The following is a 25,872-nucleotide window of genomic DNA, read 5'->3' as shown; positions in this document are numbered from 1 at the left end:
CTGGGGTCAGTCCCGGAGGGAGCGAACTCCTTGCAGATTGGAATCGAGCACGCGTCGAACCATGCGTGTGAGCTGCCGGTTTTCGAATGGTTTGCGCATGAACATGGCGGCGCCTAATTCCTTGGCCCGCTTGTAATCCGCTTCGGTGGCGCCGCCGCTCATGATGATGACGCGGACCGGCGAACCGTGTTCGCAGATCTTCTTGAGCACATCCCAGCCGCTTGTTTTCGGCATATGGAGGTCGAGCAACAGCAGGTCGAACTCCTCTGGTGCGCGGAAGAACGCGACCAGTGCCTCCTCGCCATTGGCCGCTTCGCTGACGGTGTATCCTCGATAGGACAGGACCGCCCGAACTACCAACCGGATGACCTCATCGTCGTCCACGACCAGGATGCGCTCCCGGCCTTCCAGGGCCTTTTCGCTCAGGGATTCGATGTCGCCCAGGTCTTCGGTTTCCGCATCCGACTTCTCGGCGCCGATTGGGAAGAAGACGTGGAACTCAGCGCCTTCACCCGGCGCGCTCTCCACTTCGATCCATCCTTTATGTTCGGCGGCCACGCTGTAGCAAATGGAGAGGCCGAGGCCGGTGCCTTTACCGACTTCCTTGGTGGTGAAGTAGGGTTCGCCCAGCCGCGCCAGCACATCCGGACTCATGCCCTGGCCTGTGTCGCGGATGGACAACTGAACGAAGGAACCCGAACGGCGGGGTTCCTTGGCCTCTTCGGGACTGAAGTTCACGCGGCGCACCCGGACGGTGAGCACGCCGCCTTGGGTCATGGCGTCCCGCGCATTGAGGCACAGGTTCATGATGACCTGCATCAATTGAGTGGAGTCTCCATGCACCTGCCAATCCTCGGATCCGTCCGTGTAGTGCTGGATCTGGATGTGGGGCGCGATGGTTCGCCGCAGCATATCGAGTACTTCCTCGACGATCTTGTTGAGATTGAGGAGGGACAACTTGATCTCGGAGTGGCGGCTGAACGTCAGCAGCTTGCTGACGAGCTCCGCCCTGCGGCGGGCGCTGTTTTGAGCGAGGATGGCGTTTTCCTTGAGGTCTTCGGGCAGGTGGGGGGCCCAGACCAGGCAGTCCAGTTGGGAGAGCACTGCGGTCAGGATGTTGTTGAAATCGTGGGCCACGCCTCCCGCCAGAGTGCCGACGGCTTGATTTTTCTGGGATTGATAGAGCGCCTGCTCCATCTGCATTTGGGCGGAGATGTCGCGAACCACCGCCGCGTAAAAACGCCGCCCTCCGATCAAGGAGCTCGAGAGCGTGGCTTCCATGGGGAACGATTCACCATTCGAGCGATGTCCCTCGATTTGATGGGCGTTTTCGAACACGGCCGGATTTCGATCCAGCACGCCGAGATTGATCTGCTTCAGGGCCGTGGCGAGCGTGGGGAAGAGATCGATATGAAGTCCGATCGCGGTCTTGGCCGAGCAGCCGAAGGTGACCTCCGCCGAGCGATTGAGAAAGGCGATGCGAAATTCCTCGTCGATGGAAATGATGGCGTCGTTGATGGAATCCACCATGACCTCCAATTGTTCCCTCCCTTGCTGGCCCACGGAAGGGGAGCAGCGCCAGAGGTGGCCCGTGAGCTCGCCGCGATCACTTCAGATGGGGTTGGGATCGAAACGAACGGTCCGCAGGGTCACCGTCCGGGCGGGTGGGATCGGAAGGCCGGTCGCTCGATTTGAATCCGCCCATTCCTGCAAGTAGCGCTCGATGGTTCGAAAGTCTTCGGGTGCCGCCAGGGCCGTCAGCCATTGTCCCACGACCTCCGCGCCGAGCCAGGGCAAGGCCCTGCGGGCCTGGGCATTGATGGAAGACACGCGTCCGGTGGGGTCAGTCAGGAACGCCGGGGCTGGGAGATATTCCAATAGCGCCGCCGGTTCGGAGAGGCTCATCGTGCCCTCATTTGCTCAACAGGCCGTCCTCGGAGTCAAGGTTGAAATAGGTGCAAGTGCGCCTCGTGCAGCCGTTTGGGCGAGACCGGAATGGACGTTCCCAATTCTTGCGCAAAAACGGAAACTCGATACTCGAAGATCAGTCGGCGGAAAGTTTCCACCGGGATGCGCCGGCTGGGATTCCCGGTGGCCTCCAAAGCCACTCGCGTCAGCAGTCTTTCCCAGGGTTCAACCAGAAGGGCACGCTCGGCGTCCTTGGCGGGGTTCAAGGCCGCGCGTTCGGCCCTGACTTGCAGGGCCTTTACATAGCGAGGCAGATGATCCAGTTCCTCCCGCGAATAATGCCGCAGGAAGTCGCCGGGCACCAGGGAATCGAGGTCACCACGCAAAGGATGGCGGGTTTCCACGGCTGACCTGGGGGACTCCAATTGCGAGAAGTCGCGCAACACGCGTTTGGGCCGGCCCGGGTCTTCGCGCGCCCCGGCCACGCGCCTCAGGACGGCCAGCGTCTCCGACCGAGCTCGCAAAATCTCGTTGATCCGACGCGGCAAACCCGACGTCTCCGTGCGTAATTGCGCCCGCGCCGCCGCGGCCAGTTCGATGAAGGCCCGCTGGCGCAGCGCCGGCAGGGAACGGCCCGAGGTCACCAGGCGTTTCAGCCAATCCCATGCGTCTTCCTGCAGTTGATCCATGGAAATCCATCCCGCCAGGAAGTGACGTGAAGGCTCCAACGCCCGCAGATCCTGACGCGACCACGCCAGATCCTTTTGGAGTTCGCGCTCCATCATGGAAGGCAGCGCTCGTTCCGTGGAGGCGCGAGCCAAGTCGGCGGAGCGGAACATGCGCAACGAGAGCACACCTTGTTCCCACTCGAATCCAGGCCATGCCTTCAACGCGCGTCCGTGCGCGATTCCGATTTCCATGACTTCGGGCAAGTCGCCGACGGTCCAGGCCTTCAAATCGTGCCGTTCCCAGCGAGCCACCGCTTGCGGCCAGGGATCATGGTCTATCCGGCCTTCGCCGCCGGAAGCGACCGTCTCGCGTGAGGCAGCGGTTTGGAGAGTCTCCCACACCCGCCCCGCCCCCAGCACTTTGCCCGACGCATCAACCACCTCGACGCGGGGGCGCAAATGCGGTGGAATGGCTTCCGCGTCCCAGGCCTCGGGAGCGACGCGGACTCCGAATCGCTTCCACAGGAATTGGGCAAGTTCGGCGGCGAGCGTGCCCTTCGAGGGCTGAAGTTCCGAGGCGATGGCTTCCGCTTTGGCCGCCAGGGGCATCAATTCTTTGCGGAGAGCCTTGGGCAAGGCGCGCAGGTATTCCATGGCGATCTCCCGGCGCTGTCCGGGAATGGCCCAACTCAGTTGGGAGCCGCTCAAAGCGGACGCGAGGCTGAAGGGCACGGACAGCGTGGCCCCGTCGTGGGCTTCTCCGGGGGCGTAAGCATAGGATGCTCGCAGCATTTCTCCCGCGAGGCTCACTTCGTCCGGGAAGGCTTCCGTGTCAAAATCCAAAGCCAGGTCACCCGCGACATCTTCAACGGTTGCTTGAAGAATCGAGCCGCGTCCCTCTTCGCGCAGCCATTTCAAGAGAGCGTGCCGCGAGGACAGGACCGGCAGCCTGCTGCGGTAGAATTGGAACAGGGCTTCGTCCAGGTCGCCCAGATCGTGTCGCCGCACCCGTGTTTGCCAGGTTTCGATTCTGTGCCGGATCGACCGGTTGTGTTCGAGAAAGGGTGGCCCGGATCGGGGCGCCGGATCGGCTTCCTCCGAAGCCTCGAGGAGTTGGTGTTGCGTCGGATTTCGGCGGGCGACCAGAGATCCGCGCGCCTGCCGGGACGACGGGCTTTCCCACTGCTCCTCGACCAGGGCATGACGGACGAACAGATCGCGTGCCTTTTCCGGAGCGATGTTTTCGTAAGCGGCTTTCCTTCGGAAAAGCTCCAAGCCGTTCAACCTCACGACTTGCTCCGCCAGGACTTTGCCCGCCTCGGGACTCCAATGTGGATTGACGTATTCCGAGCGACACAAGTGGGGAGCCACCGCCATGATCCAGTTTGGATCGATGGCTCCGGCACTGCGAAGGAAGAGCTGGGACGTTTCCACCATTTCCCCGGCCACGATCCACTCCGGCTGCCGTGATTTGGTGCGGGTGGCGGGCTGGCCGTGTCCCCTCGCCGGACCGCTGAGTGCCAAAGTGCGATCATAGAGCGCGGATCCTGGAAAAAGGATCGCCTCTTTGCCCGCTGCGGTTTGATAGCGATTTTTGTCGAGTCGCCGGGCGACCTGGCCCGCAAATCCGGCGAGCACGCATCGATGCACCGCTTCGTGTTCCGCCCTGGCCTCGTTTTCGTTCCAAGGTTCCTGGTCGCGCAGGATTTCGAGCAGTTGTTGATGCAAATCGCGCCACTCGACCACGCGCGTGTAGGAGATAAAGTGAGCTTTGCAAAACTTGCGCCGCTCCCTCTGGGAACGAAAGCCCTTCCAAGCCTCGTCTATCTTTTCCCAGAGAACCAGGAACGACATGAAATCGGATCGAGCGTCCGTCCAGCGGCGGTGGGCTGCTTCCGCCGCCTCTTTTTGAGCATGGGGTCGTTCCCGCGGATCCTGGATGCTGAGTCCGCAGGCGAGGATGAGGACCTCGCGGGTGGCGCGCTCCTCGAGGGCTTGCAGCAGCATCCGTCCGAGGGTGGGGTCGATGGGGAGGCGTCCAAGGCGCCGTCCCAGAGGAGTCAGCTCGCGTTGGTCATCGAGGGCTCCGAGTTCCTGAAGGAGTTTATAGCCGCCGTCGATCGCGGAAGGGGAGGGGGGGTTGAGGAAAGGAAACGTTTCAATGCGTCCCAGGGAGAAAGTCCGCATCCGAAGGATGACTTCCGCCAGATTGGAGCGTTGAATTTCGGGCTGGGTGAATTCGGGGCGGGCCGCGAAGTCGTCCTCGGAATAGAGCCGGATGCAGACGCCGGCTTGCACGCGTCCGGCCCGTCCGCGGCGTTGATTGGCGCTGCTTTGGGAGACTGGTTCGATGGGCAGGCGACGGGTGCGGGTTCTTGGGTTGTAACGGCTGATCCGTGCCAGTCCCGAGTCCACCACGTAACGGATGCCGGGCAGTGTCAAAGAGGTTTCCGCGATATTCGTGGCGAGAATGACTTTGCGGGAGAGGCTGGGTGCAAAGGCGCGTTCCTGCTCCCCCGCGCTGAGCCTTGCGTAGAGCGGAACAATCTCCAACGGCTCCTCGCGCCGGGCTTGAAGGGCCTCCTGCATTTCCCGGATTTCCCTTTCGCCTGGCATGAAGACCAGGATGTCTCCCTGGGATGATTCGGAGAGGATTTGGCGCACGGCTGCGATCGCGGCTTCCACCAACTCGGGCGCATCCTCCTCCTCCTCGGCGGGCGCGGGCGGGGCGTGCCTGACTTCCACGGGATAGGCGCGTCCGGAAACCTCGATGACCGGGGCGTTGTTGAAGGCGCGAGAGAACGCGCCCGTGTCGATGGTGGCGGAGGTGATGATGATCCTCAGGTCCGGGCGTTGCGTCGAGAGCTGCAGCAGCCATCCGAGGAGGAAATCGATGTTCAGGCTTCGTTCGTGAGCTTCGTCGATGATCACGGCGTTGTACTGGGAGAGCTGTGGATCGCTTTGCACCTCCGCCAGCAGGATGCCGTCGGTCATGAGTTTCACTCGCGTTCGTTCGGTGGAACGATCGTCAAACCGGATTTTGCATCCGACTTCCTGACCCCACTCCACATGGAGTTCCTCGGCCAGCCGCCGGGAAATGGAAAGGGCGGCCACGCGCCTGGGCTGGGTGCATCCGACGAGGGCCTCGATTCCCAACCCCGCCTCCAGGCACATCTTGGGCAGCTGGGTCGTTTTCCCCGAACCCGTCTCTCCCGCGATGACCACCACGGGATGGTTGCGGAGCGCGTCCACGATCTCGTCCTTGCGCGCGGTGATGGGAAGATCGGCAGGATAATCGAGGGTCAGCGGCGTGGCTGCGCGCCGTGCCCGGCGGTCGCGTGAGGCGAGCGCTTCCGCCCACAGTCGATCGAGCATTTCCTCGTGGTGACCCGTGTGGCGCGTGTCCTTCAACAGTCGCGCCAGACGCGAACCGAGGCGAACCCAGTCCGCCAGCATGGTGCGCGGCAGGATGGCTTTGATGGCGTCAACCCGCGCCGGGTTCATCCCGCGCCTTTGATCCGGCGTTTCGTTTCGGCCTGAATCTCGTCGATGTCCGCTTTCAATTCCTCGCGCGTCTTTCTCGACATGCGATCGATGAAAAGGACACCCTGCAAATGATCATACTCATGCTGAATCGCCCTGGCCAATAACCCTCCGCAACGGAAGCGGAATGGATTGCCATCCAAGTCCCTGGCTTCCACCTCCGTGGATTCCGGACGCGAAATGTCCGCATAAAGTTCCGGAAAACTCAGGCAGCCTTCCGGACCGGCCGCCTCGGCGCCCAGGGGGCGGACTTTGGGATCGATAAAGACGAGCGGCATGCATCGTTCGACTTCTGGAGGGTGGCCCTCCCACTCGATGGTGGAAGGGCGGTCGGTGACGCCGCGCACGTCGATGATGAAGATCTGCCAGGCGCGTCCCGCCTGTTGGGCGGCCAGGCCGATGCCTTTCGCTTCATACATCGTGTCGAAAAGATCCGCGACGAAGGCGCGCACCTCCGCGGTGATTTCGCCCACAGGCTTTCCTTTTTGGCGCAGGATGGGCTCTCCGTAATGAACGACGGGTCGAATCATACTCCATGGAAGCCGGGACGAGAGGCGCGGGCCGGCTGGGCTTTGGACAGTGGTCGAAATTCGCTCTGCCCGGCAACGTTGTTCACGATCGCATTCCTCATGGTCTAGACACTGCAGCGGATCCTGCGCCGGGCCATTGCTTCCACATGGCGAGCAGGTCCTGGTGGGTCGGGCTTTGCGCCGTTCGCACATAATGGCCGCTGGTCGTCACTCCCATGAGCAATGACTCGGCGTCGCTGAACCCCAGCATTTGACCGAGGCAGAACCCCGCGTTGAAATGGTCGCCGGCACCGGTGGTGATTTTGGGATTCGGCACGAAAGGACCCTGGACGACCTCCACGCCGCTCGGCGAAGCCGTCAGCGCGTAACGAACGGGATGAATGACCAAGGTGTCCACGCCGATCTTCTCGTGCAAGGCCTGTGCGAGCTCCGCCAAGCCTTCCTCGGTTCGCGGACGAGGGGGTAATTCCAGAACCTTGGCGAGTTCCCCCGCTTCCTTCTCGTTCAGGCCCAGCGTGACGTTGAACGGCCCGCGAAATCGAACCATGAGTTCCAGGGCTCTTCGAATGTCCTCCCGACGCCTTTTTTCCGGGTCCGCGAGGTCCAGAAACAGGCGGCGGGGAGGTCCGGACAACTGGGGCATGAGTTCGCGCTGGAGGGTTTCCCAGATGTCGCTCATGGCCGGGAGCATCGTCCAATTGACGAACGCCACGAGCTCGGAGGAGGCGAATGCTTCGGCGAGACGTTCGCGGCCGAAGCGGGCTTCCAGATTCGGCCAGTTGACGTCGCGCAAGTGATCGCACTTGCTCAGAATGAGTTTGCCGTCTTCGAACTCCAGCGCATCGGTGAGTCCTGGATCCGCCACGCTGTGCACTTGGGCGCGCTCGGTGAACGGCGCGAACACGGGGTGCGCCGACGGCCAGCCCAGCGCGCCGACATACGTCAAACGGGCGCCAAACGTTGCCAGCGCGTTGGCCAGGATAGGGCCGTTGCCCCCGAGCTTGATCTGCTGTTGGACCAGTTCGAAGTTCGTGCTCTTGCCGGCCGCCGCCGCCGCGCGGGAGGCGAAACGTTCGATGGTCGGCAACCGCGAGAATCGCTCCGCATTTTCGCGCTGATCCACGACATGGATGATCCGGTCCACGAATCCGTCGAACCCGGCGAACACCTTCAAGCGATTCAGGGCGGGTCCAGCCTCGGACAGCCGCCGTCCGCAACGTTCTCGCAACGTTTCGGGATCGGGACGCGTCGAGGCTTTGGCGATTGGGGATGTGTTCATGATGGAAGGACGAACCATTCAACCTACTCGGGATTCAATCCCACCGCACCCAAGACACGCTCCAGATCCTCGTCCGAGAAAAACTGAATTTCGATGGAGCCTTTCCCCTGCCGGTAGCGAAGACGGACGCGGGTTTGGAAGCGTTCCTGCAGGCGCGACTCGAGGCGGGCGGCATGTGGGTTGCCTCCTCCCGCGGCGTTTCCTCTTCGCCCGCTTCGCCGGCTGGAATCCGGGTGGGCGCCCGCGGACAATCGTTGCGCAAGATCCTCCGCTGCTCGGACCGTCAATCCGTCGCGAATGATCTTGTCGCAGGCCAGGCGCTGTTCCTCGGCCGAGTTGAGCGCGAGGATGGCTTTCGCGTGGCCCGCTGAAATTCTGCCGTCCCGCAAATGCGCGAGCACCTCCTGGGGCAACCGAAGCAGGCGGAGGGTGTTGGCCACATGGACCCGGCTTTTGCCCACTTTTGCGGCCACGTCTTCCTGTCGCAGTTGAAACTGGGACAGCAGTTGAGCGAACCCCGCCGCTTCTTCCACGGGGTTGAGGTTTTCCCGTTGCAGATTTTCCACCAACGCCATTTCGAGCACCTCGCGGTCCGAGGCATCGCGGATCCAGGCCGGGACTTCCTGAAATCCCGCCTGCTGGGCGGCGCGCCAGCGACGCTCGCCCGCAATCAACTCGTAAGAACCGCCGCGGGGGCGGACCACCAGGGGCTGGATCAAGCCGTTCTCTTTGAGGGAGGCCGCCAATTCCGCGAGCGAGTCTTCTGAAAAATGCTTCCTCGGTTGCAGGGGACAGGGGCGAATCGATTCCAGCTTGAGTTTCGCCAAGCCCGTGTTTTCCGCGGGGGCCGCCGCCGGGGCGGACGAGGGCGGGGGCGGGGCGGCTGGCTTGGAGGGTTGGGCGCCGCCTAACAGCGCTCCAAGGCCCCTTCCGAGTGCGGTTTTCGACATGCCCGAAGACTAGAGTTGAAGACGGGCGGCGAACCAAGAAAAAAGCTTTTCCGTCTCCGCTGTGGCGGGGTGACGGTGTTTGGGATGAGGCTGGAAGCGGGCTCATAATTCCGTTGCCCGCATGGCAGGAGGAGCTTTAACTCGCGGTGTGCATGTGCCTTCCTCCTCCGCCCGCCGGGAGCAGTTCCTGGCTTCCGGCTTGGCTCAGGAGGCATTGCATGAGGAGGCCCGTGAGGCCACCCGTGCGCGCTTTGGCAACAAGGTGTTCGTTCGCGCGGTGATTGAGAGATATCCAACTTTTGCCGGGAGAACTGCGATTATTGCGGCATGCGGCGCGATCATAAGGCCCTGCCGAGATTCAGGGCGCGGGCCGAGGACCTCGCCGAGTTGCTGCTTGATCACCGGCCCTCCAGCATTACCGACGTGAATCTTCAGGCGGGAGAAGATCCCATCGCGGTTCGAGAAGTGGCGCTGCCTCTGATTCGCTGGCTCAAGGAAAGCGGCACCTTGGGCGTCAGCGTATGTTTGGGCACCCTGGACACGGAACTTTACGAGGCTTTGCGGGAGGCCGGTGCCTCGATTTACATCATGAAGTTTGAGTCCGCCGACCCCGGCCACTACCAGGCGTTACGGGCGCCGGGCAGCCTTTCGGAGCGATTGCGCCATATTCGCTATCTGGCGGGCGCGGGCTGGAAAGTGAGTTCGGGATTCATCGCCGGCCTTGCGAGTCTCGTCTCCCCGGGTCCTGATCCGGAGTCCGCCTCCCGGGAGCTCGAGGCCGCGGTTTCGCTTGCCTCCGAGCTGCCGCTCATCGGCTGCAGTGTCAGCCCCTTTATTCCTGGTGAATCAACCCCGCATGCGGGATCGAGCGCTGCCGGCATCGACGAGACGTTAAACAGCATGGCGTTGTTAAGACTTGCCCGGCCGGACTGGATCATTCCCGCCGTCAGCGCTCTCCATCTCGCGCAACCGGGTGAAGGCTACCGCCGAGGATTGCGATGCGGCGCCAATCTCGCCACGATCAACCTGACTCCGGAACCTGTTCGAGGGGACTATCTGCTCTACAAACGCGAACGTTTCATCATGACGGAAGGCCGCCTCCTCGACGCGCTGGCTCAGGAAAACCTTGAACCCTCGAAGGTTGGGCTGGGCCCCTTCCTCGAAAGCCCCGTTCCCGCATCGTTGTGAACTCCGATCCTGCCCGCCAGGCCGCTCTGCGCCAACTCCGTCGCGGCACGTTTCTCTTTCCGCCTTGGGGACTCTATCTGCTCTGGACCGGATCGCGCTTTGGCATGGTGGGCAAACTTTTCGGGACTGTCTTCATCGCCGGCGTGTCCCTCATTTACACCGCTTTGATCGGTGCGGCTTTAGTCCGGATGGAATGGCTCAAGGTCGAGTGGAGAGGAGGCTATGTCCCTGCGTTCACCCGAACGCCGACCCTGCCCGACTATGATGCGTTAGAACGGCACCGCGGCCAGACCGCCGGCACTTCCTCCACCAATGCTGCGGGGGCGTCTGCGCGCGGGGCGGCTTACTGGACCGCGTTCCGCGGGCCTGATGGGGATGGTCACTATCGCGAACGATCCTTGCGGACCAATTGGGCCGAGGTGCGACCCAGGGTGATGTGGAAGCAGCCTGTCGGAGGGGGTTATGCTTCCTTCATTGTGGTTCACGGACTCGCCATCACCCTCGAGCAGCGTCGCAAGGAGGAAGTGGTGGCGGCTTATGATTTGGAAACGGGCCGGCAGGTCTGGGCCCATGCCTACTACGGATTGTTCACCGAGTCTCTGGGAGGCGAGGGTCCTCGCGCGACGCCCGCTTACGCCGACGGACATGTCTTTGCTCTAGGTGGTCTTGGCACGCTGAAGTGTCTTAGTGTGACGCAAGGACAGGAACGCTGGAGCACCAATATCCTCCTCGACGCGCACGCCCAGTTGCCGTTTTACGGTTGTGCCGCCTCGCCCTTGGTGGTGGGCGATGCGGTGGTGGTGGCTGCGGGGGGACCGCGGCAGTCATCCTTCGTGGCTTACCATCGTCAAAGCAGCACCAAACTGTGGCAAACGCTTGAGGACGAGGCCGCTTATTCCACCCCGGTGTTGGCCCGGATTGCCGGGCGTTCCCAGATTCTCGCCGCCACCAAGGATCGCGTGGTGGGGCTCGATCCGGAGCGTGGCACGTTGATCTGGTCCCATTCTTGGGTTGTGAAAATGGGCAATCGAAACATTGCTCAGCCCGTGGTGGTCGGGGACAAGCGCGTGTTCCTTTCCGCCAGCTACGGCACCGGGTGCGAAATGATCGAAATCGGGACGCAGCCCGACGGCTCCTGGGTCGCGCGCACGCTCTGGAAAAACCTCTCCATGAAGAACAAGTTCACCAGCTCGGTGCTCATCGATGGCACGCTGTATGGACTCGACGAGGATCGTCTGGCTTGCGTCGACGTCGAAACCGGCGAGCGGCGCTGGAAAGGGGAGCGTTATGGCTATGGTCAAATTCTTGCCGCCGGTCGGCACGTCATCATCCTCTGTGGCAATGGGGACGTGGCTTTTATCGAAGTTTCCCCGGAAGCACCTCGCGAACTGCTGCGCATGGAGGCCCTTCGAGGCAAGACCTGGAACCAGCATGCGATGGCGGACGGACGCCTCTTGATTCGGAACGCGGTGGAGATGGCGTGCATCGATCTTCGATGAGCCCCGGTGCCCTGTCTGGAAAGGTCGCTGGACTTGGAACCCGTCCGAGAACCGCGACAGGCACGGCGCGGGGGAATTTTGGCGCCGCCCTCCGAGTCCCAGTTTCACTCCTCCTTTCGCTGCTGCTCCCGTGGTGCTGGCTGCTCGCCCGTGCGGAGACGGGTCCGCGTCTGCATCCCGCGCTCTTGGGCCATTGGAAACTGGAAAGCGATGCCCGTGACACCTCGGGTCATGGGCATCACGGCGTCAATCATGGGGTTCGGTTTGAAAGAAAAGGCCGGTCCTCTTTGGCCGTGTTTGATGGACGGGGTGCTTGGATCGAGATCCCGTCCGGCCCGGCTCTCGAAATCGGACGCCGCGATTTCACGATCGCTGTTTGGGTTTGGCTTCCGCCCGAAGGAGAGCAGGACGATGCATTTGGCGATGTGCTAAGCCAGTTCGATCCGAGGTCCCGCAAGGGTTGGGGACTTCGCATCACGCATCACACGGGAGTCACGACAAGCCAGAGCAATGCCCGGCAAGTGCACTTCGGCCTGGATGACGGGCAGCAGCCCGCCCCCTGGATCGATCACGGCCGTCCCGGCAACGCGGTGCTCGTGTTCGCGCTTGCGGCGTATGACGGAGGACTTTACGCCGGCACCTGTGAGCCCGGGCCGGGGGAGCGCGGCGGCGTTTACCATTTTCGCGGGGGAACAGACTGGGCCGATTGCGGGAGCCCAGCTCCTTGCAACTCCGTTTCTGCGCTGGCCGAGTGGAATGGCCAGCTTTATGCGGGTGTCGCGAATTATCGTCTGGCGGGTTCCGCCCTTCCTGAATCGACGAATCCCCACTCCGGCGGAAAAGTGTTTCGCTATCGCGGCGGTCGGAGCTGGGAAGATTGCGGCCAGCTTCCGGGGACCGAGGCCGTGGGTGGTCTGGTGGTTTATCGAGGCGCACTTTATGCGTCTTCGCTGTATCGTCCGGCGGGTTTTTTCCGCTACGAAGGCCAGAAGCGTTGGACGCCTCTCCCCACCCCAGGAAATCTGCGCGTGGAAGCGATGTGTGTTTACGACGGGTTTCTCTTCGCGTCCTCCTATGACCAGGGCCACGTGTTTCGATACGACGGCGAATCCTGGGCCGATTGCGGCCAAGTCGGCCCGAAGGAAAACACGCAGACCTACTCGTTCGCGGTTCACTCCGGACGGCTGATGGTTGGCACTTGGAGCACAGGCCGGGTTTATCGATACGGTGGTGATCATCGCTGGGAAGATTGGGGCCGGCTCGGACAGGAATTGGAAGTGATGGGAATGATGGTTCATAATGGCATGCTTTACGCCGGAACCCTGCCCCAGGCAGAGGTCTATCGGTGCGACGGGCCGGATCGTTGGAAGCGAATGGTTCAACTCGATGCCACGCCTGGGGTCAAATACCGGCGGGCCTGGACGATGGCCGAGTTCCATGGCCGGCTCTTCTGTGGGACCTTGCCTTCGGGCAAAGTGTGGTCGTTCGAATCCGGCCAGAATGTCACCCATGATCGATCCCTGCCGGCGGGCTGGAACCACTTGGCGGCCACTCGAGAGGGAGGCCGGCTCAGGCTGTTTGTGGGGGGGAAGCCGGTGGCTGCCTCCGGTGAGTTGAGCTCGCCTCCGCTCGACGCCAGCCCGGAAATGCCGCTTAAACTTGGGTTCGGTTCGAACGATTACCTCCGAGGACGTCTTCGAGACGTGCGGTGGTACTCGCATGCCTTGGACCCGCGTGAATTGGGACGGCTGGTCCGTCAAACTTTGCCGTAAAGGCCGATGCGGTTCCTGCTTCACGATTACAGTTGGTCTCGGGGTTGTGTTTGATCCATGCTCGTTTTCAGAAGCGCCTGTCGATTTGCCACGCATGCCAGCCACGATACGCAATGCCACCCCCGCTGACGCACCCATTTGGGTCGATCTCGTCAAAGCGGTTCTCGCGGAAGATTATCCTGACAAGCAGGTTTATGACACGGCTTGGGCCGCCACAGAGCTGGATGCCGCCGTCGGAGGCGAAACCTAGCTTTCCGACGATGCCGGAAGAGTCCTCGCCTCTGCGACCATCATTCCGGCCGAACCCGGAAGCCAAAACCCTGTCGCCAATCTCGGGCGCTGCCTCTTCCATCCCGAAGCTTATCGTGACGGCTCCGCCCAGAATCTCCTCCTGAAAATCAACGAGCTCGCCGAACAACGGCAGCAGCTCGTGGTAGCGCGTGTTCTTGCCTCCGACAACGCGCAGCAGATCCTTTTCGAGGAACTGGGCTATGTCTGCGCCGGCTTTCAACCTTCGAAGCATCTCCACCGGACGCGGCAAAGCGTTTTGTATTACCCCTGGTTTCCGCGTCCGGACGTCGTCAACCGGATGCAAATCTCCGAATCTCTCCCCCAAGTGGGCGAGCTCGCGGCGGCGGTGCTGCAGACCCTTCGCATCAGCAATCCCTTAACCATCCGGGATGGTGTCACCGGCTGCCCGCTCAAGGTTGAATTGCAGCTCAATGACGCCACCTACGACGATTTCGAGTTGTGGCGCACGCAGGTCATGACCTCCAATCCGGCCGTCGAAATCTCGCGTGGCGGCAGCTTGGGCCAGGGCATGATGCGGATCAAATCCGAACAGGGTCTTCGCGCTGTCCTTGCCAGCCGCGACGGACAAATCGTGGCGGGGCTTGCCTACCACTTCGACGAACTCGACCGTTGTGTGCGCGTTTTCGACTCGTTTTCCGCAGACGACCTGAGCATTGGCACCCTCCTGAGCCACGTGGTCAAATATTCGCAGGAACAGCTCGGCGCGGTGTTTGCCGAGATGGACGTCGTGATGACCTCCCCGCGCATGCTCAAAACCGCCGAACAGCTCGGGTTTGTGCCGGTCGCCTACATGCCGGCCTTTCTCTTCCTCAAAGGAAGCCACGTCGATGTGGTCAAGCTGGCCAAGCTGAACATGGTCTATTCGGCCGAGCAGTTCACGCTGACGAACTAGGCCCGGCAAATGGCCGACCTGGTGGATCGGAATTTCCAGGATCAAAAGATCGGGGTGGCGGTGATTAATCTCCTGCGCGGCCTGCCCATCTTTTCGGGTTTGGGGGATAGCGAGCTCCGTAAAATCGCGCGTCTTTTCACCCAAAAACTCTACCGCCCCGGGGAGAAGATCTTTAACAAGGGCGACCAGGGCAACGAAGCCTTTGTCATCATGCGCGGCCAGGTGGATATCTGCCTGGAAGAAGGTGCCAAGGCCATCGCCACCCTGGCGAACGGACAGATTTTCGGGGAGTTGGCCTTCTTGGACGGCGCGGCGCGGAATGCGCACGCCCTGGCTTCCCAAGCAAGCATCCTGCTCGTCGTTCAGCGTTCCGCCTTCAATGAACTTGTGCAACGCGAGCCGCACCTCGGGATGGTGGTGATGAAGAATATCGCCGTCGAATTGTCCAACCGGCTTCGCAAAGCCAGCACTTCCATGGGCGGTCCCAAGAAGTAAGAACCAAACCCACCCCGCCCGAGTCGGTGGGTTCCCCGCAGTTTCAAGCGTCTTGTCGAAGTCTACCACTCGACCGCAGCGGACTGCTTCGCCCCAAATCGATTGTGGAAGAAGACTTGGCGCTGAGCTCTGCCGTACTCATGCACGAGCCGGGTGATCTTCACATCGTAACAGCAGTACTCGGCAATCTCCAACAGCTTGCCCTCCCGATACCATCGGATGGCTTGCAGGCCCTCAGCTGTCTTCTCCACGCCCAGCGTCGCTCCGGCCACGGAATCCAGTGAAAGCCGGCGCTGCACCACCCGCTGCAGATCCACCATCAAATCCAGCGTGGGCGCCTGGCGCAGGTCCACAATTGAATAGCCGTGCAGCACCTCGTAATCGAATCGCAGATGGTTGAAACCCACCACCAAGTCGGCCCGCAAGAGTTCCTGGATCAACGCGTCCACTTCCTTCTCTCCGTAAATCCGGTACTGTCCGCGCGCCGTGGAATACGTCACGCCCACGCTCATGCGCATGTCCCGGATGCGATCCCAGCCTCCCACTTCGTCCGCCGACTTCTGGGTCTCCAAATCAAAATAGACGATATTCTTGCTCACGACGTGACAGGATACCCCGTGAGGTTAAAGGGGCTCCACCACCTGGCGCAAGTCCCGGACGGTGGCCCGCAGTCCTTCCCGTGCCTCCCGAAGTTATCTATCGTGTGGCGCAGGCTGCCCAGCCTGCCGTATCGCCGACGGCCCGTCGGCCCGGCGGGTGAAGCACGAGGCCCTTCCCTGCTCTCCACGCGCCTGGTTCCCTTCGTCGCCCCGCAGGCTGGGCAGCCTGCGATACAGCAGACAGGGCTGTCTGCGTTACCACGACAACCCGGTCACCGGCAACCTCTGGAGGCACCGCAGCCATTCTGCCCATGAACCTCAAATCACCACCCTGATGGTGACACAGTGCCGCGTGCTGAGGTTCATGGTCGCAACGCGCGTAAAAAAGTTCGGGGAAGTCTCATTTGGGAGAGCGCGGCTGGGTCGGAGACCCGCCGCAGCGCGCGGACAGGTCGGAAGACTCCAGATTCTTCAACGTGCTGCGGCAGGTTGAAGGACGACACCGCCGCGCTCCGGGGCCCTAGAAGAACGACCGGGAGGCCCGGATTCAGGAAGCAGGAAAACGATGCCCGTTCAGAGCGGGGGCAGCATTGGGGTTGGGCGCCGCGCTTCATCCAGACGCCCCGTGGCATAGGCTTCGAAGACGAGTCGGATGGCGTCCCGCACTTCGCGGAATACTTTCAGTTGCTCCTCTTCGCTCCCCTCGGCGTGAGCCGGGTCGGGGAAGGGCCAGTGATGCCGATTCACCTGGCCATGAAAAACGGGGCACGCCTGGTCGGCCTTTCCACAGACCGTGATGACGGTCTCGACGGGTTGATTCAGAAACTCGGAGAGGTGCTTGGAATGATGCGAGGCGATATCGATGCCTGCTTCCGCCATGGCTTGGATGGAGAGGGGATGCACATAGCCGACGGGCTTGCTGCCCGCGCTCGCAACCCGAAATCGCCCCTGGGATGCCGCCCGCAGGAATCCCTCCGCCATGTGACTCCGGCAGGAGTTGCCGGTGCAAAGGACCAGGATGAGGGGAGTGGAGTCGGGCGCGTTCATGGCGACGAATTTGATTCCAAATTCGTCACACCCTCGCTTCTATCGGCAAACACCGATCTGAGGCAAGTCTTCCTTGCCGTCGAAAGAGCGGCGCAGCGCATCCCAAAGAGGCCGGTGAGCGAGGTCGATCGGCGCGAGGCGTGTTGAACGAAGGGTTAGACATTCCGCGCCTGTTCCATCCTGCTGGCGGGACTGGTTTCAGCAGCGAGCTCGCTCGGACAGGGAAGCGTTCTTCGCTTCCTTTTCCGGCTGGCCAGCAGCCAGACTTTCTGTAGAGTGTCATCGGCTTGCGCAAGAAGGCCACTGACTGATTCTGGATGAACTACAGCCCCACACTCTTCGATTTCATCGTTGGCGTCCTGCTCGTGATCGGTTTGTTGCGAGGCCGTCGTCGCGGCATGTCCGAGGAACTGCTGATTCTCATTCAATGGCTGGCGATGGTGGCAGTGGCCGGGCTCTTTTATACGCACGTCGCGACGTTTATCGTCTCCGCCGGGTTGTCCCAGTTGTATGCCAACATCTGGGGTTATGTGAGCCTCTTGCTGGCCGTCAAAATCCTGTTTGTGCTGGTGAAGAAAGGGACCGGGGAAAAGCTTTTGGGCAGCGATATTTTCGGCCCGCTCGAGTATTATCTTGGCATGATTTCCGGGATGATCCGCTGGTTTTGCATGCTGATCGTGTTCCTGTCCCTGTTCGGCGCCCGGCTTTACCCCGAGGCTCAACTGGCGGCGATTGCGAAGCAGGACAAGGATGTCTACGGGAGCGCGTTTTTTTCGCGTCACGGCGAAATGCAGAAGAACATCTTCAAACATTCCTTTCTCGGTCCTCTCATCCAAAAACATCTGGGATTCTTGTTGATCAAGCCCGCCCTGCCTTCCGACGTGAAATCGATGCGGGACAGCTTTCAGGAAAAAGCGAACCGGGACATCAACGACGCCATGGAGCGCCGGAAGTAGGTTTCCCGCGCCTCATTTCCGCCCATGCCGGGAATCGTCCCGCCTGCGACCCTCGAGCAAATTCGCGCCGCCAGCGATTTGGTCGAGATTATAGGGACCAGCGTTCCGCTCAAACGCGTCGGCGCCAACTTCCGCGGGCTTTGTCCGTTCCACAAAGAGAAGACTCCCAGCTTTTACGTCAGCGCGCACAAGCAGATCTTCCATTGTTACGGATGCAACAAGAGCGGGGACGTTTTCACGTGGATCCGGGAATACGAAGGGGTGGGGTTCATGGAGGCCGTGCAAAGGCTGGCTGAACGCGCCCGCATCCCCCTTGAGCTTTCCCAGGAACCGGGCGCGGAGCAACGGCGGTTCGTCAAGGACGCCCTGCTCAGTCTGCACGAGCAGATCACGAAACGCTGGCAACAATGCCTCCTTCATGACGCCGCCGGGGAAGCCGCCCGGGCCTATCTCCAGCAACGCGGCGTGACGGCGGATGCCATCCAGCGCTTTCGCCTCGGTTTTGCGCCGGACGCTTGGGACGACACCTTGCATTGGGCGAAGTCGAAGGGGTTTGAAATCTCCCTCGTCGAACAGGCCGGACTGATCGTGAAGCGCGAGGGGGCGGACGGTTATTACGACCGATTCCGCGGACGCCTCATGTTTCCCATCGCCGATGAGCAGGGGAGAATCATCGCCTTTAGCGGACGTCTTCTCGATCCCGAGGCGAAAGCCGCCAAATACGTCAATTCGCCTGAAACACCCATTTTTACGAAGGGCAGGGTTTTCTACGGATTGGACAAATCGAAGCGGGCGATTCTTGACGCCAAGCAGGCCATTCTTTGTGAGGGCCAGATTGACCTCATTGCCTGTCACACCGCAGGCGTCACCAACGTCGTCGCGCCGCAAGGCACCGCCTTCACCTCCGATCACGCCCGCATTTTGCGACGCTACACGGAGGAAGTCGTGCTCTGTTTCGACGGCGATTCAGCCGGTCAGAACGCCGCGGTCAAAGCCCTTGACCCCATGCTCGCGGTTGGGTTGGCCGCACGCGTGGCGGTGGTGCCCTCTCCCCATGATCCGGACAGCTTCATCAAAGCCTTCGGTGCCGCGGCCTTTCGCGAACTTATCGCCAAGGCGGAGGGTTTCTTCGATTTCTTGCTGCGGCGGCTGCTGTCCCTCCATGCGTCCCAAGGAGATCGCGGCCGCCTGGCCATCGTCCGCGCGATGGGCGAAGCCGTGCGAAAAACCGGCAGCGCGGTTCTCATCGACACCTACGCCCAAAAAACAGCACAAGCCCTCGCCGTCTCGGCCGAAGCCGTGCGGATGGAGTTTCGCAAGCAAGCCCCGTTCGCGAGCCGTGCGACGGCCGAGGACGAAGATCCTGCTGCCGAACCGGAAGCAGCCGAGACCGAATCCGAGCCCAACGCGTCCGAGTCGCGTTTCCTGGCCCTGTTGTTCAGTCATCCTGAGTTGATCCCCTACGCGCGAGCCCACGGCCGGCTGGATTGGTTCGAACATCGCGGCCTGCGAGCGGTCGTCGAAAGGATCCTGCAGGACGAACCGTCTGGCGGTGCAGGAGGGGCGTCCTCGTTTCTGGATCAAGTTCCATCGGGATCTTTGCGCGTGCTCTTGAGCCGGGCCGCGATGGAAAGCCAGGCCACCAAGAACCCCGCCCTCGAATTGCAAATGTCGCTGGGACGCATCCGCGATCGATTTGCGAAAAGCAAGAGGTCGGAGCTCAATCGAAAGTTGGGCGAAATCAATGCCAACTCCGCGGAACATCAGCAGATCATCGCCGAATTGAAGGCGTTGCAATCGCTCCTCGCCACACCCTTGCCCAAACCGGGGCCTTGATCTCCGGCAACCTCGCCGGTCGTTTATCCCAGAGTCTGGTCAGTGCCGTGTGAGGGTATCCGCGATGCCCCGCAGGCACGCCTCGAAATAGTCCGGCACCGCCGGTCCGAAGAACGACATGGTGCGGGATTCATACCCGTCCAGGTGATAGTAGCGCGAGGGAATGACGTAGCCGACATAGCTCCCGTTAAAACTCGTGATGGCGCTTTCCACTCCGCGCGAGCGCCACCTTTCCCTCCAAGCCACGGCCAATTCCCCGCTGTAATCGCACGGGGTCCCCATCCACATGGCGTCGTTGAGCCGGATTCCTTGCAGGAAAGCGTCGGGCGAGGCCGGCACCAGCAAGCGGGCGGCCCAAGGACGCAGCCTCAGTCCATCCGTGATCCTGGCATGGAGTTCCGGGAGCTCCACTTTGAGACCCGTCATTCCGAAACGCACCTGATTCGTCAGGCGGGTGGACGGGATCCGGTCGAGCACGACGCGTGCAAGGCCTTTGCCCATGCGCTCGGCGCCCTCCCAGTCCGAAGCGCCTGGAACAGGCGCATGGCTGCCGACGGATCCGGCGAGAAACATGGCGAATCCCCTCGTCGCACTCTCGACCTCACGGCACCAGACTCCCGGATAATCGCCGCTGAATTTCATGAACCTCGAAGGCAACACGGTGGCATGGGCCGCATAGCTCCCCACCAGTCCCATCCGTCCGGACTGCTGCCGAAATGCGAGAAACTGGAAGTCCGGATCCACCGTACCGAGGTTGCCGACCAGGCGATTTCTCACGAATTGAGGCGCTGCCACGCTGCCGTGCCCAAATTGTGCCGGTTGCAAATCCTTCAACGCTTCTCGAACCGCTGCCTCGATCCGGTCCACGAACCACTCCCTGACGCCCAGGGTGAAGGGTCCCGCGAATTGCTCCGCCACCCAGCCTTGCCCCCACCCCCCGAGACTCGAGTGCGTATGGGTGGCGCCAAAGTAGATTTGCTCTCTTGACAAGGAATGTTCGCGTGACAGTCGCGCCAAACTCGCATGAGCGATTTCCTCGGGCACGATCAGCGCTTCGACTCCTACGATCACTCCGACCCGCCCTGAAACGCGCAACGCCACGGCTTTGACCCAGACATCGTCGTGAACGCTTTCGGCGGGCCTGCCTTTTCTCGCGCCGTAGCCGGCCAAGGGCACTGAAGCAAACCTCCCGGGCGAACCTGACGCACCAGACTCCTGCGACGGAGTCAGTTGAGCGCGGCCAAACCCCGCTTCCAAGGGGCCGTCCACGACTGAGAAATCCGCGCTTGTCTGAAGCCACCGTTCCTGGGTGCGCTGAAAGCAGGCTTGCTGGAAATAGGGCGAGTAATCCACTCCGTCCAACAAACCCAACCCCACCGCCAGGAACGCGGCAGAAATCGCGAGGACCGCCCGTTTCTTGAATCCCCGAGGGACGCGCATAGCAACTCACCCGGGTGCCCGGGGTCGGAGATCAATCCTCGCGATCGCGCCGCGCTTTCAAATTCCGCAGCATCGAGCGCACGTCGAGGGTTCCTCGAATTCCGACGTAAAGGGTGATGGTGGAGTACCACACCACGACCGCGATCAATACCGCCGTCCAAAACCAGTGATCCTTCATGACGATTTCTCCCGGGGCTGTGGTTTCAAGAGCGAGCCCACCACCATGGCCAGCGCCACCAGCACGTAGGTGGCAATGCCGGAGTAATAGGGTCCCACCTGCTTGGCCCAGGCTGCCGTGGCTGAATTTTGCTCCAGGATGAGATACGTGACCGGAACCGCTGCGCCCACCACAATGGCGGCCGAGGCTCCCCAGTTGTTGGCTCGCTTCCAATAACAACAAGCGATGACGAGCGTGGTCATGCTCGAGAGATAAATCGTGCCGGTGACACCGAGGTAGGTCCAAAGATCGCCCTTCAACGGATACCAGAGTCCGTAGAGGAGGAGGAACACCCCGATGAGGGCGATGATGAAACGATTGACCAGCAACCCCTTTTTCTCGCTCCAGGCGTTCTTTCGAAACGGGGCCAGAATGTCGTTATAAATCACGCTTCCCCAGGTCAGCATGTAGGAGGAATCCGTGCTCATGTCCGCCGCAAGCATGGCGGCCACGAGCAATCCCAGCATGCCGATGGGGAGGAATGTCGCCAGGAACTTGGGCATCGCGTGCAGCGTGTTTTCACCCGGGGCCAGGGGCCCCAGGACGGCCAGTGCGGCGATGCCCCACAGGCCCGGAATCATGAAACGGCAGACGAAGAAAAACGCGGTGCCGCGATACACGCGCTGTCCCGTCGAAGCATCTTTGGAGGCAAGAACGCGCGCAATCACCGCCTGCCACGTCAGGCAGGCCGCCGTGTTCAGGAGCAAATTGAAGATGACATACGGCCAGCCCATGGACTCGTTGACAAAGGGATTGAATCCTCCGGCGCCGCGATGGGTCTCCACAGCCTGGATCAAGCGATCCCATCCGACGTGGAACAAAATCAGGACGGTGACGGCAAGCATGCCCACGCTCATGACCACGAACTGGATAAAGTCGGTCACCAGCACCGAGAGCATGCCGCCAAGGATGGTATAGGCGGCCACCCCAACCAGCAGCACGGTCATGGTGATTTCCAAGTAGCGGGCGTCGATGCCGCACACCAGGGTCAGGAACTCGCCGCCCACACGCAGGAAAACGCCCATGTTGAGCAAGCCGCCCAGGACAATCACCACGCCTGAGGCCCAGCGCACCCGGGGTCCGAATCGCTCCTCGAAGAGTTCGGGCAGGGTGCGCACGCCGGATTCGCGCAGGGGTTTGATGCAGAATCCGGTGACCCCGATGACGAACATGGCGATCGCCTGGCAGAATCCCGGGACCGCTCCGGCGAATCCCTTCTCGTAACCGTTTTGAGCGGTGTACATGCACGTCACAATGCCAAACTCGGTCGCCGCGAGCGAGGCGATGCCCAGATAGACATTCATTTCCCGGCCGGCCACCAGGAAGTCGTCCACCTTGGACACGTATTTGCGGACCATCAGTCCGGCGGCCATGGTGGCCAGCAGGTAAAGTCCGACAATGCTGCCGTCGGCCCACCAGGAAAACTGAGTCATGGGTGGAGCAGGGGACGGTTCGGATGGAACGTTGGATTCATGGGGAAAGCTCTCGAGAGCATGCTCGTGCGCCGATCGACCGGCAACCGTTTATTCGGTTCTCCCACCCGCACCGTTGCATCCAGAGTTTGTCGGTGCTGCGCGCGGCAGCGCCGGGGCGCGGCGTTTACGCCGCTTCAAGGCGTCTCTTCAAAGGGGCATGGCAGCTTCAACGGGCAAGGGTGCTGCCAGGGCGAAGGCATTCACCCAGGGCGGGCCATGGAGCGGGAGGAGATCGCCGCGGCCGATGGGCTCGAGCGGAAGCGCCGTGAACGGCGCGCCCCGACTACTTGCGGAGGCACCGAATCCGCGCTCGAGCACCCGCGATTTGCTGGCTGGAGCGCGGCGTTTACGCCATATCAGGGTTGGATAGGCATGCAGAGCACCAGGACTTCGATGGACGGGTTTGGTTGTGAGGCAAGGACTTCATGCGTGATCGACTGTGTGGCTAGAGGGACTCGGCGCGGAATGATGAGCGAGCGCCGAAGGGCCGTAAATGGTGCGCTCCGACAGAAGGGGGCGATTCTTTCCTCCTGCGCGTCTCGTTCTCATCGCCACCTCGCGGCTGGGCAACCCGTCCGGGGAGTGGATAGAAGGGGATGGCGCGCCGCTTCACCCCCTGCGCGCTGCTTCCTGGATTTTCGCGTCTATTCGAGCATCTCCGAGGCGTGCCTCGGCTGGCGCGTCAATGGCACCGGCAATGATTGCGGCTCCCGCGAAACGCTCACCACAACTCGGGAGGAGGATGACAGAGAGGGGAACCCTCCACTCGGCAGGCCAAGTTCTTCGTCCATCTCCACACCTCTGGCGGGAAATACTGGCCCTTGCGCGAGGTGCATGCCCCATTTCAATTCCTCCCTGCCGTCTCCGAAACGTCCAAGACCTCCTCTTTCCGGCTCCATTTCGTTCCACTCCCCACCCTTCCTTCCGCTTCGAGGTCAGGAGGTCTGAAGCTATTTCAGTCCCGGCAGATTGACTTGCGGTCGAGTGGTTCGCGTGTAGCGAAGATGGCGCACGCGACCTCCCGAGATTTTCATTTCCGCCACCGCGGAGGACCCATCGCGCGTGAATTGAAGCGCCCAGCGGCCAAAGTCCGCGTCGAAACGATCCACGCCCGTCGGCACAAAGTGGAGCCACTGACCCGAGCGATCACGGGTCGCGAGCTTTCCGTCGTGGATTTCGATTCGCCTCGCGACACGCAGTTCTTCGCTCCAATAATCGCCGGCGTAGGCCGCAAGGTCCGCCGGAGCGATTTTCGGCAGATCCAGCTTCGGCGCGTTGATGCCGCGGTAAACGAGGTTCGTGACCGCACCCGATTTTTGGCGGACGAATTCCACCTTTTGATGGTTGTAGCCCTCGACCGTGAACGTGTTGATGCCGGCCGGCGTCATTTTGAATCGGTCTTCGTTCGTGGCCTGGGTCATCAGGGTGTCGGCTTCGCGAGTGATGGTGAGCAGCCATCCCGCCCCTAAACGGTACGTGCCCGGGAAAGCGTCCCAGGTGGAAGGATCGGATTTCACAGCCACACCCGATTCGGGGCTTTGTGACCTGGATTTTGCAGTGTCAGGGTCATCCAGAAACAGGTCCGTGAGTTTGATCGCCTGCTGCTGAGGGTTGAGGTTGGCCGCGTTGGCGAGCACAGCGACAGCCAGTCGTTTTTCCGGGATGACCCTCGTGAAGCTGCGATACCCCGCCCAACTGCCCGAGTGTTCGAGCACTCTGTGGCCGTGGTAATCATTCTCAAAGAGGCCGGAGCAAGAAACGGACTTCGCGCCGTTTTTCAAGGATCCCGGACGGCATATGATTGCGATCGCCGCCTTGCCGCCCACTTGCGCGGTTTCAAAATTGAGCAGCCATTTGCCCATATCCTCGGCGGAAATGAATAATGAGCTGGAGCCCAGGCCAGACAACTGGCTGGTCACGCGACGCGGTGTGCCGGGTGGGGTGCTGATGCTGTAAGACTCGGCGCGGTTGGGCACGATTTCGGCGGGGTTGTCGCACACGTGGGTGTGCTTCATGCCGAGCGCTTGGAAGACCTTCGTGTCCATCCACGCGCGGAAGGATTGGCCGGTTACCTTGGCGACCACGGCGGCGAGCAGGTTGTAGCCGGTGTTGGAGTATTGCATCTGTTCGCCGGGCGCGAAATCCAGCTCGCGCTGCCGCCGCACCAGTTCAAGAATCATTTCGAAAGTGATGGGCGCCTCGAAATCGAGGTTCGACAGCAGGAACGACTCGGGCCAGTCGCGCAACCCGCTCGTGTGGTAAAGCAGATGGGCCAGGGTGATCGGCTGGCCAAAATCCGGCACGTCGGGCAGGTGTTTGCGAACATCATCGTCGAGGGAGAGTTGGCCCTGCTCCACGAGCATCGCCACGGACAGTCCGGTGAATTGCTTGGCGACCGAAGCCACGTCGAAGCGTGTCTGTGGCGTGATGGGGATGCCTTGCTCGAGGTTGGCGCAGCCGTAACCGCGTTGGAAAACCACGGCTCCGTCCTTGACCACCACGACCGCCGCGCCGGGCGAATCGGGACGATTCCAAGCCTGGAACAACTGATCGACTCGGGCCTCCCGCGGATTGGACTGGGGACCCGTCGTGGCGCAACCGGTCATCCACAGGCAAAATCCGATGGCGCCGGCTCCCGTGAAGCCGCGCCAAGCCGACCGTTTGAGATTCATTCGCATCGATGACATCGAGTATCGATTGATTCGATCACATCCCCCGAAGTTATCATGATCGTCCCGACTAACTTGATGCTCAAGTTAGTCGGGAGGATGATCGGAAGGCTAAACATTGGACGGCATCTGAACAAGCTCGAGCAAAACAGGGCATTCCTCGTGGTGCATGCGGACGTGGTCGGCCGGCGCGGTCCGGCGGCGGAGCGCAGCGTTTACGCCGCATCAAGGTGTGTCTGCCCGAACGGGTGGCACGATTGAAAGGGAGGTTGATGCATGAGCGAAACATTTCGCCCTTGGCATGCCATGCGGTTGGATGGGCTCGGCGGGGCTGGGTTAGACTCAGACATCCTGACCCGGGGTGGAATCAGGATGAGCCCAGTTGGCGATCGACGATGCGGAGGTTGGTGGTCTCAGTATCCGACGGTCTGAGGCGGCGAGAAAAAGACAACGCATCGGTCGCGAAACATAAGCCTGCTCGACCACGGGTCATCCCGGAGGGATGCCAGCTATTAGCCGGGGGTGGCTTGAGGCACGAGCGCCACCCCCGGATCCTGAGCACGACAGCGTCGTCGACCCCGGAAGGGGTCGCAGCGG

The 25,872-nt window shown here is 61.6% G+C and carries 19 protein-coding genes; 7 read left to right on the top strand and 12 right to left on the bottom strand.

Annotated elements, in window-relative coordinates; genetic code table 11:
- Positions 1-6 precede the first annotated feature (6 nt).
- The 6 genes from FJ404_10785 to FJ404_10760 all read right to left on the bottom strand — a co-directional run bounded on the left by FJ404_10785 (position 7) and on the right by FJ404_10760 (position 8,878).
- Positions 7-1,563 carry a response regulator gene (locus tag FJ404_10785; GenBank protein MBM3823354.1) on the bottom strand — a complete coding sequence of 519 codons (1,557 nt, stop codon included), beginning with the start codon at positions 1,561-1,563 and terminating at the stop codon, positions 7-9.
- 48 nt (positions 1,564-1,611) lie between these two features.
- Positions 1,612-1,905 (bottom strand): PAS domain-containing protein, encoded by a 294-nt coding sequence (locus FJ404_10780; GenBank protein MBM3823353.1) that lies wholly within the window; start codon positions 1,903-1,905, stop codon positions 1,612-1,614.
- Between the two features lie 35 nt (positions 1,906-1,940).
- The gene (gene hrpA, locus FJ404_10775; protein MBM3823352.1) at positions 1,941-6,080 is read right to left on the bottom strand and encodes an ATP-dependent RNA helicase HrpA; all 4,140 of its coding nucleotides are present in this window, start codon (positions 6,078-6,080) and stop codon (positions 1,941-1,943) included.
- Positions 6,077-6,649 carry a peptide deformylase gene (gene def, locus FJ404_10770; protein ID MBM3823351.1) on the bottom strand — a complete coding sequence of 191 codons (573 nt, stop codon included), beginning with the start codon at positions 6,647-6,649 and terminating at the stop codon, positions 6,077-6,079. Before def ends, hrpA begins: the two co-directional genes overlap by 4 nt.
- A 97-nt stretch (positions 6,650-6,746) precedes the next feature.
- The gene (locus tag FJ404_10765) at positions 6,747-7,928 is read right to left on the bottom strand and encodes a carbohydrate kinase family protein (protein MBM3823350.1); all 1,182 of its coding nucleotides are present in this window, start codon (positions 7,926-7,928) and stop codon (positions 6,747-6,749) included.
- Positions 7,929-7,951: 23 nt separating this feature from the next.
- On the bottom strand, positions 7,952-8,878 hold the full coding sequence (locus tag FJ404_10760) for a ParB/RepB/Spo0J family partition protein (GenBank protein MBM3823349.1): 927 nt from the start codon (positions 8,876-8,878) through the stop codon (positions 7,952-7,954).
- A gap of 327 nt (positions 8,879-9,205) precedes the next feature.
- Between FJ404_10760 and FJ404_10755 the strand changes: the two genes are divergently transcribed.
- The 3 genes from FJ404_10755 to FJ404_10745 are packed head-to-tail and all read left to right on the top strand — an operon-like array spanning position 9,206 to position 13,337.
- On the top strand, positions 9,206-10,066 hold the full coding sequence (locus FJ404_10755; protein ID MBM3823348.1) for a radical SAM protein: 861 nt from the start codon (positions 9,206-9,208) through the stop codon (positions 10,064-10,066).
- On the top strand, positions 10,063-11,565 hold the full coding sequence (locus FJ404_10750) for a hypothetical protein (GenBank protein ID MBM3823347.1): 1,503 nt from the start codon (positions 10,063-10,065) through the stop codon (positions 11,563-11,565). Before FJ404_10755 ends, FJ404_10750 begins: the two co-directional genes overlap by 4 nt.
- Positions 11,562-13,337: a LamG domain-containing protein gene (locus tag FJ404_10745; GenBank protein ID MBM3823346.1), complete on the top strand. Its 1,776-nt coding sequence runs from the start codon at positions 11,562-11,564 to the stop codon at positions 13,335-13,337. The genes FJ404_10750 and FJ404_10745 overlap by 4 nt, the downstream gene beginning before the upstream one ends.
- A 67-nt stretch (positions 13,338-13,404) precedes the next feature.
- Here FJ404_10745 and FJ404_10740 read toward each other — a convergent pair whose 3' ends face one another.
- Positions 13,405-13,848 carry a hypothetical protein gene (locus FJ404_10740; protein ID MBM3823345.1) on the bottom strand — a complete coding sequence of 148 codons (444 nt, stop codon included), beginning with the start codon at positions 13,846-13,848 and terminating at the stop codon, positions 13,405-13,407.
- A gap of 36 nt (positions 13,849-13,884) precedes the next feature.
- Here FJ404_10740 and FJ404_10735 point away from each other — a divergent pair, with 36 nt between their 5' ends.
- Positions 13,885-14,541 (top strand): hypothetical protein, encoded by a 657-nt coding sequence (locus tag FJ404_10735; GenBank protein MBM3823344.1) that lies wholly within the window; start codon positions 13,885-13,887, stop codon positions 14,539-14,541.
- Between the two features lie 9 nt (positions 14,542-14,550).
- On the top strand, positions 14,551-15,036 hold the full coding sequence (locus FJ404_10730) for a cyclic nucleotide-binding domain-containing protein (protein ID MBM3823343.1): 486 nt from the start codon (positions 14,551-14,553) through the stop codon (positions 15,034-15,036).
- Between the two features lie 62 nt (positions 15,037-15,098).
- On the opposite strand, the gene FJ404_10725 is transcribed toward FJ404_10730, so the two are convergent.
- A complete protein-coding gene (locus FJ404_10725) occupies positions 15,099-15,635 on the bottom strand; it encodes a helicase (protein ID MBM3823342.1) in 537 nt (178 codons plus the stop codon).
- Positions 15,636-16,208: 573 nt separating this feature from the next.
- A complete protein-coding gene (locus FJ404_10720) occupies positions 16,209-16,682 on the bottom strand; it encodes an arsenate reductase ArsC (GenBank protein MBM3823341.1) in 474 nt (157 codons plus the stop codon).
- A 317-nt stretch (positions 16,683-16,999) separates the two neighbouring features.
- Here FJ404_10720 and FJ404_10715 point away from each other — a divergent pair, with 317 nt between their 5' ends.
- Positions 17,000-17,638: a CvpA family protein gene (locus FJ404_10715; protein MBM3823340.1), complete on the top strand. Its 639-nt coding sequence runs from the start codon at positions 17,000-17,002 to the stop codon at positions 17,636-17,638.
- 24 nt (positions 17,639-17,662) lie between these two features.
- Positions 17,663-19,474 carry a DNA primase gene (gene dnaG, locus FJ404_10710; protein MBM3823339.1) on the top strand — a complete coding sequence of 604 codons (1,812 nt, stop codon included), beginning with the start codon at positions 17,663-17,665 and terminating at the stop codon, positions 19,472-19,474.
- Between the two features lie 39 nt (positions 19,475-19,513).
- Here dnaG and FJ404_10705 read toward each other — a convergent pair whose 3' ends face one another.
- The 3 genes from FJ404_10705 to FJ404_10695 form a co-directional block, all read right to left on the bottom strand.
- Positions 19,514-20,914 (bottom strand): hypothetical protein, encoded by a 1,401-nt coding sequence (locus FJ404_10705; protein ID MBM3823338.1) that lies wholly within the window; start codon positions 20,912-20,914, stop codon positions 19,514-19,516.
- A 174-nt stretch (positions 20,915-21,088) separates the two neighbouring features.
- A complete protein-coding gene (locus tag FJ404_10700) occupies positions 21,089-22,564 on the bottom strand; it encodes a sodium:solute symporter family protein (protein MBM3823337.1) in 1,476 nt (491 codons plus the stop codon).
- 992 nt (positions 22,565-23,556) lie between these two features.
- Positions 23,557-25,293, bottom strand: a complete 1,737-nt coding sequence (locus FJ404_10695) for a beta-lactamase family protein (GenBank protein MBM3823336.1) — start codon at positions 25,291-25,293, stop codon at positions 23,557-23,559.
- Between the last annotated feature and the right edge of the window lie 579 nt (positions 25,294-25,872).

It is taken from the genome of Verrucomicrobiota bacterium, assembly GCA_016871495.1.
Taxonomy (GTDB): Bacteria; Verrucomicrobiota; Verrucomicrobiia; order Limisphaerales; family VHDF01; genus VHDF01.
The sequence above is the reverse complement of the archived record's forward strand: the minus strand, read 5'-3'. Positions and strand labels throughout refer to the sequence as shown.

Excerpts from the sequence above, each read along its gene's own strand:
- FJ404_10720 (MBM3823341.1), bottom strand. The coding sequence starts at position 16,682 with ATGAACGCGCCCGACTCCACTCCCCTCATCCTGGTCCTTTGCACCGGC.
- FJ404_10730 (MBM3823343.1), top strand. The coding sequence starts at position 14,551 with ATGGCCGACCTGGTGGATCGGAATTTCCAGGATCAAAAGATCGGGGTG.
- dnaG (MBM3823339.1), top strand. The coding sequence starts at position 17,663 with ATGCCGGGAATCGTCCCGCCTGCGACCCTCGAGCAAATTCGCGCCGCC.
- FJ404_10760 (MBM3823349.1), bottom strand. The coding sequence starts at position 8,878 with ATGTCGAAAACCGCACTCGGAAGGGGCCTTGGAGCGCTGTTAGGCGGC.
- FJ404_10755 (MBM3823348.1), top strand. The coding sequence starts at position 9,206 with ATGCGGCGCGATCATAAGGCCCTGCCGAGATTCAGGGCGCGGGCCGAG.
- FJ404_10765 (MBM3823350.1), bottom strand. The coding sequence starts at position 7,928 with ATGAACACATCCCCAATCGCCAAAGCCTCGACGCGTCCCGATCCCGAA.
- FJ404_10695 (MBM3823336.1), bottom strand. The coding sequence starts at position 25,293 with ATGTCATCGATGCGAATGAATCTCAAACGGTCGGCTTGGCGCGGCTTC.
- def (MBM3823351.1), bottom strand. The coding sequence starts at position 6,649 with ATGATTCGACCCGTCGTTCATTACGGAGAGCCCATCCTGCGCCAAAAA.
- FJ404_10780 (MBM3823353.1), bottom strand. The coding sequence starts at position 1,905 with ATGAGCCTCTCCGAACCGGCGGCGCTATTGGAATATCTCCCAGCCCCG.
- FJ404_10715 (MBM3823340.1), top strand. The coding sequence starts at position 17,000 with ATGAACTACAGCCCCACACTCTTCGATTTCATCGTTGGCGTCCTGCTC.
- FJ404_10705 (MBM3823338.1), bottom strand. The coding sequence starts at position 20,914 with ATGCGCGTCCCTCGGGGATTCAAGAAACGGGCGGTCCTCGCGATTTCT.
- FJ404_10700 (MBM3823337.1), bottom strand. The coding sequence starts at position 22,564 with ATGACTCAGTTTTCCTGGTGGGCCGACGGCAGCATTGTCGGACTTTAC.
- FJ404_10745 (MBM3823346.1), top strand. The coding sequence starts at position 11,562 with ATGAGCCCCGGTGCCCTGTCTGGAAAGGTCGCTGGACTTGGAACCCGT.
- hrpA (MBM3823352.1), bottom strand. The coding sequence starts at position 6,080 with ATGAACCCGGCGCGGGTTGACGCCATCAAAGCCATCCTGCCGCGCACC.